General features: G+C 30.5%; 16 protein-coding genes. 14 read left to right on the top strand and 2 right to left on the bottom strand.

Annotated elements, in window-relative coordinates:
• Nucleotides 1-5: 5 nt before the first annotated feature.
• From ABGT36_RS12280 to ABGT36_RS12235, 10 genes are all read left to right on the top strand, one after another.
• On the top strand, nucleotides 6-815 hold the full coding sequence (locus tag ABGT36_RS12280; RefSeq protein WP_300080466.1) for an aminoglycoside N(3)-acetyltransferase: 810 nt from the start codon (nucleotides 6-8) through the stop codon (nucleotides 813-815).
• Nucleotides 816-936: 121 nt separating this feature from the next.
• Entirely contained in the window at nucleotides 937-1464 is a 528-nt protein-coding gene (locus tag ABGT36_RS12275; RefSeq protein ID WP_239406421.1) for a GrpB family protein, read from the top strand.
• Between the two features lie 49 nt (nucleotides 1465-1513).
• A complete protein-coding gene (yabP, locus tag ABGT36_RS12270; RefSeq protein WP_087300650.1) occupies nucleotides 1514-1816 on the top strand; it encodes a sporulation protein YabP in 303 nt (100 codons plus the stop codon).
• Nucleotides 1816-2226 (top strand): spore cortex biosynthesis protein YabQ, encoded by a 411-nt coding sequence (gene yabQ / locus ABGT36_RS12265; protein ID WP_087300648.1) that lies wholly within the window; start codon nucleotides 1816-1818, stop codon nucleotides 2224-2226. Before yabP ends, yabQ begins: the two co-directional genes overlap by 1 nt.
• A complete protein-coding gene (locus ABGT36_RS12260) occupies nucleotides 2196-2483 on the top strand; it encodes a septum formation initiator family protein (protein WP_087300646.1) in 288 nt (95 codons plus the stop codon). The genes yabQ and ABGT36_RS12260 overlap by 31 nt, the downstream gene beginning before the upstream one ends.
• A 44-nt stretch (nucleotides 2484-2527) precedes the next feature.
• Nucleotides 2528-3307: an alpha/beta hydrolase-fold protein gene (locus tag ABGT36_RS12255; protein WP_346678227.1), complete on the top strand. Its 780-nt coding sequence runs from the start codon at nucleotides 2528-2530 to the stop codon at nucleotides 3305-3307.
• A gap of 113 nt (nucleotides 3308-3420) precedes the next feature.
• The gene (locus tag ABGT36_RS12250; protein WP_087373349.1) at nucleotides 3421-4242 is read left to right on the top strand and encodes an HAD family hydrolase; all 822 of its coding nucleotides are present in this window, start codon (nucleotides 3421-3423) and stop codon (nucleotides 4240-4242) included.
• Nucleotides 4242-5072 carry a Cof-type HAD-IIB family hydrolase gene (locus tag ABGT36_RS12245; protein ID WP_087373351.1) on the top strand — a complete coding sequence of 277 codons (831 nt, stop codon included), beginning with the start codon at nucleotides 4242-4244 and terminating at the stop codon, nucleotides 5070-5072. The genes ABGT36_RS12250 and ABGT36_RS12245 overlap by 1 nt, the downstream gene beginning before the upstream one ends.
• Complete coding sequence (locus ABGT36_RS12240; protein ID WP_087300638.1) at nucleotides 5062-5721, top strand: uracil-DNA glycosylase; 660 nt, start codon at nucleotides 5062-5064, stop codon at nucleotides 5719-5721. Before ABGT36_RS12245 ends, ABGT36_RS12240 begins: the two co-directional genes overlap by 11 nt.
• Nucleotides 5681-6868: a folylpolyglutamate synthase/dihydrofolate synthase family protein gene (locus tag ABGT36_RS12235; protein ID WP_087373353.1), complete on the top strand. Its 1188-nt coding sequence runs from the start codon at nucleotides 5681-5683 to the stop codon at nucleotides 6866-6868. Before ABGT36_RS12240 ends, ABGT36_RS12235 begins: the two co-directional genes overlap by 41 nt.
• Nucleotides 6869-6912: 44 nt before the next feature.
• Here ABGT36_RS12235 and gerQ read toward each other — a convergent pair whose 3' ends face one another.
• Entirely contained in the window at nucleotides 6913-7323 is a 411-nt protein-coding gene (gerQ, locus tag ABGT36_RS12230; protein ID WP_296884296.1) for a spore coat protein GerQ, read from the bottom strand.
• Nucleotides 7324-7346: 23 nt separating this feature from the next.
• Complete coding sequence (locus tag ABGT36_RS12225) at nucleotides 7347-7766, bottom strand: cell wall hydrolase (RefSeq protein WP_346678224.1); 420 nt, start codon at nucleotides 7764-7766, stop codon at nucleotides 7347-7349.
• A gap of 293 nt (nucleotides 7767-8059) precedes the next feature.
• On the opposite strand from ABGT36_RS12225, the gene ABGT36_RS12220 reads away from it, so the two are divergent.
• From ABGT36_RS12220 to ABGT36_RS12205, 4 genes are all read left to right on the top strand, one after another.
• The gene (locus tag ABGT36_RS12220; RefSeq protein WP_087300630.1) at nucleotides 8060-9187 is read left to right on the top strand and encodes a glucose-1-phosphate adenylyltransferase; all 1128 of its coding nucleotides are present in this window, start codon (nucleotides 8060-8062) and stop codon (nucleotides 9185-9187) included.
• Between the two features lie 14 nt (nucleotides 9188-9201).
• On the top strand, nucleotides 9202-10311 hold the full coding sequence (gene glgD, locus ABGT36_RS12215; RefSeq protein WP_087300628.1) for a glucose-1-phosphate adenylyltransferase subunit GlgD: 1110 nt from the start codon (nucleotides 9202-9204) through the stop codon (nucleotides 10309-10311).
• Nucleotides 10311-11741 (top strand): glycogen synthase GlgA, encoded by a 1431-nt coding sequence (gene glgA / locus ABGT36_RS12210; RefSeq protein ID WP_346678221.1) that lies wholly within the window; start codon nucleotides 10311-10313, stop codon nucleotides 11739-11741. The genes glgD and glgA overlap by 1 nt, the downstream gene beginning before the upstream one ends.
• Nucleotides 11742-11874: 133 nt before the next feature.
• On the top strand, nucleotides 11875-12657 hold the full coding sequence (locus ABGT36_RS12205; RefSeq protein ID WP_087373359.1) for a Cof-type HAD-IIB family hydrolase: 783 nt from the start codon (nucleotides 11875-11877) through the stop codon (nucleotides 12655-12657).
• Nucleotides 12658-12692: the final 35 nt, after the last annotated feature.

The raw sequence follows: 12692 nt of genomic DNA, 5'->3' as shown, positions 1-12692 counted from the left end.
AGATTATGTCGGAGGCAGATGTTATAAAACAAAGTAATAAGCCCCAAAGTAAAACAAGCATAAAAAAAGATTTACAGGCATTAGGATTGAAATCTGGCGATATAATATTAGTACATTCTTCAATGTCTAAAATTGGCTGGATTGCCGGGCGAGAAATAGCAGTTATTGAAGCATTATTGGAGGTAGTAGGTTTACAAGGGACAATTGTCATGCCTAGTTTTACTGGTGAAAATAGTCAACCTGAGCTTTGGCAAAATCCACCAGTACCAGCTAGCTGGGTAGACCAGATTAAAAATGAAATGTTACCGTTTGATCCTTTGACAACACCAACTAGAGAAATGGGATTAATAGCTGAGGCTTTTTGGCACTATCCTGGAACGTTACGTTCTAACCATCCTCAAGTTTCTATGAGCGGACATGGTAAATTGGCTAAGTCAATTATTGAAAATCATCAATTATCACCAGGTTTTGGACGGTTTTCGCCATTACAGCGGGTATATGATTTAAATGGTAAGGTATTATTACTAGGGGTTGATTATAATCGTTGTACTTGTATGCATTTAGCTGAAGTTTGGTTGAATAAAGAAAACCAGTGGTATTTAGATGGGGCTTGTATTAAAGAAAATGGTCAAGTTATTTGGAAAGAGTTTCTAGAAATTGCTTATGATGAAAGTGATTTTTTAGAAATTGGAAGAAAATATGAACAGGGAAATAATGTGATCAATGGATTAGTTGGGCAGGCATCAGCAAAACTTATTGACGTTAAATCTTTGTGTGATTTTGCATTTGAGTGGATGTTAGTAAATAGAAAATAAAGATATTATCAAAGATTTTGGTGTTTTTTATTGGTGATTATATTTAATTGTAAAAAAATAAACAACTAGCTTGTATTATGATGTTTAAATCTAGTACAATTAAACAAAGGCGGTGATGGAAGTGGATAAAGTTGAGGTGGTTGATTATAATGAACAATGGCCACGAAAATATGTTTATGAGGCTAACGTAATTAGAAATATTCTTGTCGGTGAATTAATTACTATTACTCATATTGGATCTACCGCGGTTCCTGGTTTGAAAGCAAAGCCAACAATTGATATATTGGCTTTTGTAAAAGATGTAAAAAAATTAGATGATTTAAATGAAAAGTTTGAAGCAGCAGGATATCGTTGTTTGGGAGAAGATGGTATTAAAGGCAGAAGATTCTTTATGAAAAGTGATAACTCAGTACATGTGCACGCTTATGATGATAATAATCGTGATCGAATTGAGGCTTTACTAGCTTTTTATGATTATCTAAAAGATAATCCAGAGGTTGCTAAAGAATATGAAGATTTGAAAGTTAAATTAGCTAAAAAGTATCCAAGAAATATTAAGAAGTATACGCAAGGTAAAGCGGCATTTACAAAGGAAATAGAAACTAAAGCGGTGAATCGATATCGTCATAAGGATATTGAACAAATTTAGTGGTTCTTAATTTCTCCATTTTGCATAATTTATTAATGGAGGTAATTATATGGACAACAACAGTAATGGTATACGTTTTGAACATACTCCTTATCATAACGTGTATTTAAAAGATCGTAAAAATATTGAATTAACAGGGGTGAAAAGAATTGAAAGTTTTGATTCTTTAGAATTTTTGATAGAAACTTCGTTAGGTTTTTTAAATATCAAAGGAACCGAACTTTCTTTAACACGATTAGATCAGGAAAAAAATGAAGTAAGCATTAAAGGAAATATTGATGCTATTTCATATGTTTCTAGTAAAAAAAGTCCCAAAAGTAAAGAAAGTGTTTTTAATAAATTGCTTAAATAATGGATTTAATAAAGCAGCTTCAAGGGATCAGCTATTCACTGGTATTTGGCTTTCTCTTTACTTTTGTTTATAGTCTTATCAATCGTGTGTTTTATAAATACCACAAAAGTATATTTAGATATTTTATACAGATTATTGTTGGTATTGTTTTTGGGTATTGCTATTATCTTGGTTTGTTAGTGATTAATAATGGTGTGATAAGAGGATATTTTATTATTAGTTTATTAGTAGGATATGTTCTTTATCTTAATTATTATAGCTATTATATGTTTTTTGTAATTGAAGCGATTGTAAAAATGTTAAAATATATTTTATCCCCAATTATATTCATTTTTAGAAAAATAAATGGTATAATAAGACGCATGAAGAAGGTGATTAGATGGCTAATAAAAGAAAAGTTTTCAAATTAATTAAAGGTTTTTCCTTTATGATCATTGGATGTGCTTTGATGATTGTTTTATTTAGCAGCGCTATGAACGTTCTTCAGCGTCAGGATGAAATAGCAGTTTTAGAAAAACAAAAAAAAGCTGTTGAAAAAGAAAAGGCCGAATTACAAAATGAAGTAGAATTATTGAATGATGAAGATTATGTTGCTCGTTATGCTCGTGAAAATTATATATTTTCTCGTGATGGCGAACAAGTATCTATCATTCCTGGAGTAGAATAAGCACTAAGTGCTTATTTTTGTTTTAGTTTTTTAGGGGGTAAAAGATGTTTATTGAAAAAAATATCTATATGCGTTCATTGCGACGGTGGCGAAAAATCACTATTTATGTACCAGATGATTATCAAACTAGTAATAAAAGATATCCAGTTCTATACATAAATGATGGCCAAAATGCCTTTTTTGATGAAGAGTCTTATATGGGTGTTAGCTGGGGCTTTTTTGATTATGTTAAAGAGAATAATTTAGATATTATTATGGTTGCTATTCCATGCAATTTTAAATTAAATAAGCGTGAAGATGAATATGGGCCATGGCCAATAAAAAAAGAAGTATTGTTAATGGAATATGGTGATGATAGTATTAAAGTTGGTGGTGAAGGCGATAAATATATGCGTTTTATCATAAAACAGTTAAAACCATATGTTGATAAAAACTTTCCCACAATAGTTGATGATTGTGCGATGGTAGGAAGCTCAATGGGTGGTATAATTACTAGCTATGCGGGTATTAAATATAGCCATATTTTTAAAAAGACAGCTTCACTTTCGACGGCTTATTGGTTTTATGTAGACGAATTTATTGATTTGATTAATAAAAGCGATTTAAGTCCAATAGAATGTTTTTATTTGGATTTAGGTGGTAATGAAGGTAATGGTGATGAAAACATCAGCCGTATATACTATGAAAGCAATGAAAGAATATTTAATGAGTTAATTAAAAAAAGTGACAAGATTGAAGCACGCTTTTTTGAAGATGCTGTTCACAATGAATTTGAATGGCGAAAACGAGTGCCGATTTTTATGGAACTTTTTTATCGTCGGTAGAGGTCGATTAAGACCTCATTTTTTTATTTTTGTTTTCTATTTTGCAAAAAAGGAAAAAGCAGGTAGTAATTTATGTTATTATTTATTAAAATAAATAACAGAGGGGTTTGAATATGTATGAATTAATGTTATCTGATTTGGATGAAACTTTATTAGTTAATCATCATGTTCCTGAATTTAATGTTGAAGCGATAAAAAAGGCGCGTAAACATGGGTTGAAATTTGTTCCAGCAACAGGACGTGCTTTTAATATGATACCAGAAATTTTAAAAGAAATTGGTACATATGATCAAGAAGACGAATATTCGATTTGTTTTAACGGGGCATTAATTGTAGAAAATAAAAATAGTAAAATCTTGAACTTTAAGGGGTTATCATTTGATGTTGCTAAGATGTTATTTGATAAAGCCCGTGATTATGATGTTTGTGTATTGGTATTTACGGTTGATATGTGTTATATCTATAATGCTGATCCTGATGAAGTGCAAAGAAAAAAGGACCAAAAAGCACCGTTTGTTGTAGTTGAAGATTATAATATCGATAATTTAAAAAATGATCGAATAGCTAAAATTTTATATCAAAAAAAAGATATGAACTATTTAAAGAAAATAGCAGCTGATCTTAAAGATGATATTGAAAATAAAGCTTGTGCTAGTTATTCATCAAATCGTTATTTGGAATTTAATGCACCTGGAGTAAATAAAGGATATGGGCTTAAATGGTTAGCTAGTTATTTAAATATTGATTTAGATAAAACAATTGCCATTGGTGATAACTATAATGATGTTGAGATGATAAAACAGGCCAAACTTGGTGTTTGTGTAGCTTGTGGTGATGATGAAATAAAGAGTATTGCCAATTATGTAACTAAACTTGATTACAATCAAGGAGCAGTAAAAGAAGTAATTGAAAAATTTATTTTGGAGGAAGAATAATGGGTTATAAATTAATAGCATGTGATTTGGATGAAACTTTATTAAATGACCAGCATCATGTTGGTAAGCGTAATGTTGAAGCGATTCAAAGAGCACGTAAAGAATATGGGGTTAAATTTGTTCCAGCAACAGGAAGAGGCTTTATGCAAATTCAGCCTGAGTTAAAAGAATTACAATTATATGATTTACCAGAGGAGTATGTTATTTCGTTTAATGGAGGAGCTTTAACTGAAAATAAGGGTAATCGTCTTATTGAATTTAAAGGCTTAGAATTTGAAAAGATGAAACAGATTTTTGAAGCAGGGTTGAATTTTGATGTTTGTATCCATGTTTATACCCCTGAGCATTTATATGTGTTTAATTTAAGTGAATCAGAACGTCAAAGATTATTGGAACAAAGATTGGAAGTAATCTATCCTGAGGAAAATAGTGTTGATTTCTTAAAAGATACACCAATTTCTAAAATATTGTATCAAAATACTGATGTGCCATATTTAATGAGTTTGGAAGATGGTTTAAAACCAATTACTGATGGATGTTGTGCGGTTAGTTATTCATCTAATCGTTATATGGAATTCAATGCTTTAGGTGTTGATAAAGGACAAGGTTTAATAGATCTTGCCGACAAATTATCAATTGCAATTGAAGATACAATTGCTGTTGGAGATAATTATAATGATATGGCAATGTTAAAAGTAGCAGGATTAGCAGTAGCAGCTAATAATGCTGTTGATGAAGTAAAAGCAGCTTGTGATTATACAACAAAAGCTAATAATAATGAAGGCGTTGTAGCCGAATTAATAGAGAAGTTTATTTTCAATGAGATTTAAAGATATTGCACAAGCTGAATTTCAAAAAGATTATTATAAAAAACTTCATGATTTCGTTGAAAACGAATATAAACATAAAACAATATTTCCACCTAAGCAAAATATTTTTAGAGCTTTAAATTTATGTGACTATGATGATGTAAAAGTAGTTATTTTAGGTCAAGATCCTTATCATGAATTACATCAGGCTAATGGCTTGGCGTTTAGCGTATCGCCTGGAGTTAGAGTTCCGCCTAGTCTAGTAAATATTTATAAAGAATTACATAATGATTTAAATACTACTATTCCTAATCATGGTGATTTAACGAAATGGGCTAAGCAAGGGGTGTTGTTATTAAATAATGTTTTAACTGTTGAACAAGGTCGAGCTAATAGTCATGCAGGTATTGGTTGGGAAACTTTTACCTTAAATATTGTTAAAGCATTAAACGAACGAGAAAAACCGCTTGTTTTCATTTTATGGGGTAATAATGCTCGTGCTAAAAAGCAATATATTGATACTTCTAGACATCTTGTTTTAGAAAGTGCTCATCCATCGCCATTATCTGCTAGTCGTGGCTTTTTTGGATCGCGCCCGTTTAGTAAAGCAAATCAGTTTTTAGTTAAAAATGGCATTGAGCCAATCGATTGGCAAATTGAAAACATTTAAAGAAATTGATGAAGCGTTAGTTTATATTGAATCTAAACGGGCTAAAAGAACGCTAGATCAATTTAAAGCAACTATAAAGAAATATGGATTTAATGTTAATCAAAAAAACATGATTCATATTGCCGGAACTAATGGTAAGGGTTCTACAACAAATTATCTAAAAGAGATTTTAATGGCTCACGGTTATAATGTTGGGACATTTACTTCTCCTTATTTAATTTGTCATAATGATCGTATTTGTATTAATGGTAAAATGATCGACGATGATCGTCTTTTAAAGATAATCAATGAATTAGTACCGATAATTGAAAATGATCAATTATCAATGTTTGAAATCGATACATTAATCATGCTTAAGTATTTTAATGAATCTGATTTGGATTTTCGAATTATTGAAACTGGTATTGGTGGTTTGAATGATAAAACTAATGTAATAACAAGTCGTTGTAGTGCTATTACTAATATTGGTTATGATCATCAATTTATGCTAGGAGATACTTTAGAAAAAATCGCTGTTCATAAAGCCGGAATTATTAAAGATAATCAAAAATGTTATACAACTGAAAAGAATCCGGGATTATTAAATATTTTTGAAGATGTATGTAATTTAAAAAGAAGTGAATTAATAAAGGTAGCTGTTCAATGTGACTATCAATATCCTTATGTTTTTACTTGTTTAAATCAGCAGTATGTTTTAAAAAACTGTGGCAGTTATCAAGTTGCTAATGCTTCATTAGCGATAACGATTGCAAATGATTTAATTGAATTGAAGCCAAGTTTGTTACAACAAGCCTTAAACAAGGCTAGCTGGCCAGGACGTTTTGAAAAAATTGATAAGGTTTATTTAGATGGGGCTCATAATGTAGATGGTATTAAATCGTTGATAAAAACTTTGATCGATCAAAATATTGATGATGTATTGATTATCTTTAGTGCTTTGCAAGATAAAGATACAAAAATTATGAAAGACTTACTTTGTCGCTATTCAATTATAGAAGCTAGTTTTGATGATGAACGTTTAAAATCTGATGCGCCGGATTTTAAAAAAGTATTAAAAGATAATTGGAATAATCACAAAAATATTGTTGTCACTGGATCGCTGCATTTTATTAGTGCGGTTAGAAAATATTTGGTAGCTAAAAAATAGTATAGTTATATATTGCCAGCATTTAATCAATAAGGGGAAATCCCTTATTGATATGGATGCTGGTAATTTATTGGTTCATCAAACTCTGCCCAATTAAAATATACTAATTGTAATAAATACTCATGATTGGTTTTACTATCGCGAATGATGAAGTGATCACGGCCTGCTTGTTGAATAATTCCACGATAAACTTTATCGCGCCATTCGTTGCTATTTGAGTAAGTAAAATAAAAAGTACCTAGTTTACCGATATTTAATCTTAAAATGTTTTCGATATAAGTTTGATCAATTACTGGAGCAGGAACCATTGTAGTACCAGTACCAGGAGTATTACTTGTATTAGGAGGAGTAGTTATAGGTGGAGGATTAGTTGAAGAATCGCTGGGATTTTCAGCAGATGAATCGTCATTTTCTTGACGTACTAAAAAAGGATTTAAATCATTAAAATAATTCATGTGCAGTCTCCTTGTTAAAAATTTTATAAGTCACATCTTAAATCATGCCTTGGATTATAAAAACAATGTTGTTTATACCGACCAGAAAGATTGCCATAAAATTCTGGCGGGCAAGCAACATTGGCACCAGGATTTTTGAACCAGAGTGCATTTGTGGCTGGTTCATTACGATAACCGTTAATACAGCGAAGGGCTAGACTCCTAACTAGACTATTAACAGGTTCGTTAAATAATGGAGTATCTACTCCAGAAAAAGCATTTTTTTGATAAATAACTTCAGTAATGGAACGTGTATTTCTAAATACATCACAGTTGGCAACGACACGATTAATTACTACATTACCAACTAATAACATTCCTTGTTCGCCTTCTCCAAGTGCTTCCGATTGAATCAATCGTGCCAGTAATTCGACTTCTTCGTTAGAATATTTAACTCGTGCCAAATTATCACCCCGTTATAATATATGTATTAAAAAAAATAAAATACCTTTATTATTGTTTAAATCGTTTTGTTTATGGTTTTGTGGAATAATTTGGTGTTTTTTAAATAAAACATAATAAAAAATTTACAAGAATGCATTTATTTATAGTTTAATAAAAAAATAAAAGAGAGTATAATTAATGACAAGATATAATACTTATATTTTATATAATAAATCTCGTATTTAGTTTTATTTTATGCTAAAATAGTATTATAGGTAAAGCGCTTACATTAGACAAGGAGGTATTTTAAAAAATGGGAAGAGAGATTGTCGCAATGATTTTAGCTGGAGGACGTGGAACTCGTCTAGAAGCACTAACAGCTAAAGTAGCTAAGCCAGCAGTGCATTTTGGGGGTAAATATCGTATTATCGATTTTCCTTTAAGTAACTGTGCAAATTCTGGAATTGATGTTGTAGGTGTGTTAACTCAATACGAATCTGTATTATTGGGTACTTATGTTGGTGCCGGAACTAAATGGGGCCTTGATGGTAAACAATCATTGGCAGCAATTTTACCAGCACGTGAACGTGGTGAAGTTGGGGCTACTTGGTATGCTGGAACAGCGGATGCAATTTATCAAAATATTAGTTTCTTAGATCAATATGATCCTGAATATGTTTTAATCTTATCAGGTGACCATATTTATAAAATGGATTATGATAAGATGCTTACTGCTCATAAACAACGTAAAGCAGATGCTACTATCGCAGTATTAAATGTATCTTTAAAAGAAGCTAGTCGTTTTGGAATTATGAATACTAATGAAGATGGTACGATTTATGAATTCGAAGAAAAACCTGCTAAACCTAAATCTACATTAGCTTCAATGGGTATTTATATTTTCACATATAAAGAATTAAGAAAATATTTAATTGATGATGCAAAAGATGAAAATAGTAAACATGACTTTGGTATGAATATCATTCCGAGTATGTTGAATGATAACAAAAAATTATATGCATATGAATTTAGCGGATACTGGAAAGACGTTGGAACAGTTGAAAGCTTATGGCAAGCTAATATGGACTTATTAAACGATAAAGAATTAGATCTTTACAATATTAAAAGAGATTGGAAAATCTATACTGAAGATACTTTGGAAAAACCTCAAATTATTGGTGACAAAGCAAGTATCAAAAATTCAATGGTTACTCAAGGATGCTTGGTTAACGGTACTGTTGAAGGATCTGTATTATTCAACAATGTAAATATTGGTGAAGGTGCAAAAGTCGTTGATTCTGTATTAATGCCAGGCGTATTAGTAGAAGAAGGTGCTGAAGTCTATAAAGCTATTGTAGATGAAGGTGTTGTAATTCGCGCTAATACAAAAGTTAATGAAGAAGCCAAAGATGTAGCTTTGATTAGTGATAATAGTAAGTAGGGGAGGAAATAGAGATGGTTAAAGCAATTGGTGTAGTAAATTTACATTCAGATGTAGATTTTGTAGGTCTTACAGAAAGAAGACCAGCAGCGTCTGTTAGTTTTTTAGGACGTTATGCGTTGATTGACTTTGTTTTATCAAACATGTCTAATTCAACTATTGATGCAGTTGGAGTATTAATTCAAAAGAAACCAAGATCATTATTAAAACATTTAGGTAATGGTAATTCTTGGAATTTCAACTCTAAAGCCGGTGGTGTATCTTTGTTATATAACGAAAAATACGCTAATAACCCTAATTATAATCATGATATTAATAACTTAATTGAAAATATTGCATTTTTAGAAAGCAATAAAGCTGATTATGTAGTTGTTGCTCCTGCTCATATTATTACTACAATGAATTACAATGATGCTATTGAAAGTCATGAAAAATCTGGTGCTGAGATTACTATGGTTTATAAAAAAGTTCATGATGCTAATGAAGCATACATTGGATGTGATTGTTTAACTGTAAAAAATAAAACAGTAACAGCAATTGAAAAAAATAGAGGTAGCCGTAAAGATTGTAGTATTTCAATGGAAACATATGTTTTCAATACAAAAACTTTATTAAAAGTAATGAAACAAGCTCAAAAAATTAGTTCATTCTTTAGTTTAAGAGATGTATTAGCATATTTATGTGATGAAAAACAAATTAATGCTTATGAATATAAAGGATATGCACGTTGCATGGATTCATTAGAACATTATTATCAATATTCATTAGAATTCTTGGATCTTGATGTTTCATCTGCAGTATTTAAAAGCAACTGGCCAATTTATACAAATACTAATGATACACCTCCTGCAAAATACTTATCTGAATCAGAAGTTGTTAGTTCATTTGTGGCTAATGGTGCAATGATCAATGGTACTGTTGAAAATAGTATTATTGGACGTGATGTTACAATTGGAACAGGTGCAGTAGTTAAAAATAGTATTTTATTCTCAGGATCTGTTGTTAGCCCAGGGGCTCACTTAGAAAATGTAATTATGGATAAACATTCTAAGGTTAAACGTCAATTAGACTTAAAAGGAGATTCTAAAACACCATTATATATTAAAGAAGGAGATGTAGTTTAATGCGAGTTTTATTTGCTACATCAGAAGCTACTCCATTTATTAAATCTGGAGGATTAGCTGATGTATTAGGTTCTTTACCAAAAGAAATGGTAAAAAAAGGTGTTGAAAGTATTGTTGTTTTACCAAAATACCAAGATATGAAATTAGCAGACAAAATTGAATATGTAACTAATTTCGATATTTGGGTTGGATGGCGTAAAGTATATTGTGGTGTATTTACCTATGTATTAGATGGTGTTCGTTTCTACTTTATTGATAATGAACAATACTTTAAAAGACCTGGATTATATGGATATGATGATGACAATGAAAGATTTGCATATTTTGATTTTGCAGTCTTAGAATTGATTTCTCATTTAGATTTAAAACCAGATATCTTACATTTACATGATTGGCAAACTGCGATGATTGCTATGTTGTATAAGGAAAGATATTGTTATTATGAACATTATGAAAATATTAAAATTGTCTTTACGATTCATAATATTGCTTTCCAAGGAAAAGCAGACCCTAATTTATTAAGTGAATTATTTGGGTTAGATAATTATCTATATTATAATGGAAATTGTCGTAATGATGGATGCTTTAATATGATGAAAGCAGCTATTTTCTATAGTGATATCGTAACAACAGTTTCTCCAACTTATGCAAAAGAAATTTTAACACCTGAATATGGTGAAGGATTACAAAATATCCTTGAAATGCGTAAATATGATTTATATGGTATTTTAAATGGGGTAGATTATGATGTAATCAATCCTGCTACTGATCCAGAAATTGTTAAAAATTACGATATCAATACAGTATTTAAAGACAAAGTGGCTAATAAATTAGCACTTCAAAAAGAAGTTGGATTACCAGAAAATAAAGATGTACCATTAATTGGGGTAGTAACTCGTTTAACTAAACAAAAAGGGTTGGATTTGATTTTAAATCAATTCAGTGAAATGTGCAGCCGTGATGTTCAAATTATAATTTTAGGTGCTGGGGATCACGTATATGAAGATGCTTTAAAAGGTATCGCTTATCATCATCCTGATAAAGTATCATTACAGTTAAAATATGACTTTGGATTATCTTGTCGTATTTATGCTGGATGTGATATGTTCTTAATGCCTTCATTATTTGAACCTTGTGGATTATCACAAATGATGTCACTTCGATATGGAACAATTCCAATCGTTAGAGAAACTGGTGGTTTAAAAGACAGTGTTCAACCATATGATGAATATGCACACACTGGAACTGGATTTAGCTTTGCAAACTTCAATGCTCATGAAATGATGAGAACAATTGATTATGCTTTAAAAGTATATAATGAAGATCCAGAAGCATGGAAAGGTATCATGACAAGAGCGATGAGTGCAAAACTTGACTGGGATGCTAGTGCTGATCAATATTTAAAAGTTTTTAATTCATTGTTAGGATAAACTCGAAACCTCATAAGGGCAGTTAGTAGCTGCCCTTTTTTAACGTATTAACGATTGAATGTTAACATTTTTTTGTTTACAATATAAACGATTAAAAAATTTTTTTCTGGTAATTTTATAAGGGAGACTATATATGATAAAAGCAATTTTTTTTGATATCGATGAAACTTTAATTTCTAAAAATCATCCGCAAATAAGTGATGGTGTAGTTAATGCTTTAAAATGCTTAAGAGAAAAAGGGATAAAATTATTTATTGCTAGTGGACGCCATGCTTTAGAGATTGAGGAGTTAGGGATTAATGATAAATTTATTTTCGATGGTTATTTAACTTTAAATGGCGGTTATTGTTATAATCAAAAAGAAGTTATTTATAAAAATCCAATCAATAAAGAAGATATAGCAAGAATAGTATCTTATATTAGTGAGCATAATTTAGCGTGCAGTTTTGTAGAAAGTAATGATTTATATGTTAATTTAGTTAATGATTATGTCGTTGAAGCACAGAAATCTATTAATACGTCAATACCGCCAGTTAAAGATGCTAAAAGAGCTTTAGAAAATGATGTTTATCAAGTTAACCCATTTGTAGGTGAAGAGGATGTTATTAAATTAACTGCTGAGTTAGAAAATTGTAAATATACTAAATGGCATGATGGTGCATATGATTTAATTGCCAAAAATGGTGGAAAACAAGAAGGAATTAAAGCGGTTCTTAAGTATTATGGTATCAAATTAGAAGAAACTATGGCTTTTGGCGATGGTCATAATGATGTTGATATGTTAAAGCTAGTTGGCATTGGGGTGTGTATGGCTAATGGGCATCCAGAAACCATTGCTTGTAGTGACTATGTTACTGACACTGTCGAAAATGATGGAATTGTAAGTGCCTTAAAGCATTTTAAATTGATCGACTAAAATTTGGTTGTAATAACTTAGTTAGTTGTGTAAAA

Origin of the sequence: Erysipelatoclostridium sp. An173 (assembly GCF_963931465.1) — a bacterium.
GTDB classification, from domain to species: Bacteria; Bacillota_I; Bacilli_A; order Erysipelotrichales; family Coprobacillaceae; genus Thomasclavelia; species Thomasclavelia merdavium.
This window is presented reverse-complemented; position numbering and strand designations above follow the sequence as displayed.

Excerpts from the sequence above, each read along its gene's own strand:
- ABGT36_RS12240 (WP_087300638.1), top strand. The coding sequence starts at position 5,062 with ATGAGATTTAAAGATATTGCACAAGCTGAATTTCAAAAAGATTATTAT.
- ABGT36_RS12255 (WP_346678227.1), top strand. The coding sequence starts at position 2,528 with ATGTTTATTGAAAAAAATATCTATATGCGTTCATTGCGACGGTGGCGA.
- gerQ (WP_296884296.1), bottom strand. The coding sequence starts at position 7,323 with ATGAATTATTTTAATGATTTAAATCCTTTTTTAGTACGTCAAGAAAAT.
- glgA (WP_346678221.1), top strand. The coding sequence starts at position 10,311 with ATGCGAGTTTTATTTGCTACATCAGAAGCTACTCCATTTATTAAATCT.
- ABGT36_RS12280 (WP_300080466.1), top strand. The coding sequence starts at position 6 with ATGTCGGAGGCAGATGTTATAAAACAAAGTAATAAGCCCCAAAGTAAA.
- ABGT36_RS12245 (WP_087373351.1), top strand. The coding sequence starts at position 4,242 with ATGGGTTATAAATTAATAGCATGTGATTTGGATGAAACTTTATTAAAT.
- ABGT36_RS12260 (WP_087300646.1), top strand. The coding sequence starts at position 2,196 with ATGGCTAATAAAAGAAAAGTTTTCAAATTAATTAAAGGTTTTTCCTTT.
- ABGT36_RS12235 (WP_087373353.1), top strand. The coding sequence starts at position 5,681 with ATGGCATTGAGCCAATCGATTGGCAAATTGAAAACATTTAAAGAAATT.
- ABGT36_RS12220 (WP_087300630.1), top strand. The coding sequence starts at position 8,060 with ATGGGAAGAGAGATTGTCGCAATGATTTTAGCTGGAGGACGTGGAACT.
- yabP (WP_087300650.1), top strand. The coding sequence starts at position 1,514 with ATGGACAACAACAGTAATGGTATACGTTTTGAACATACTCCTTATCAT.
- yabQ (WP_087300648.1), top strand. The coding sequence starts at position 1,816 with ATGGATTTAATAAAGCAGCTTCAAGGGATCAGCTATTCACTGGTATTT.
- glgD (WP_087300628.1), top strand. The coding sequence starts at position 9,202 with ATGGTTAAAGCAATTGGTGTAGTAAATTTACATTCAGATGTAGATTTT.
- ABGT36_RS12250 (WP_087373349.1), top strand. The coding sequence starts at position 3,421 with ATGTATGAATTAATGTTATCTGATTTGGATGAAACTTTATTAGTTAAT.
- ABGT36_RS12205 (WP_087373359.1), top strand. The coding sequence starts at position 11,875 with ATGATAAAAGCAATTTTTTTTGATATCGATGAAACTTTAATTTCTAAA.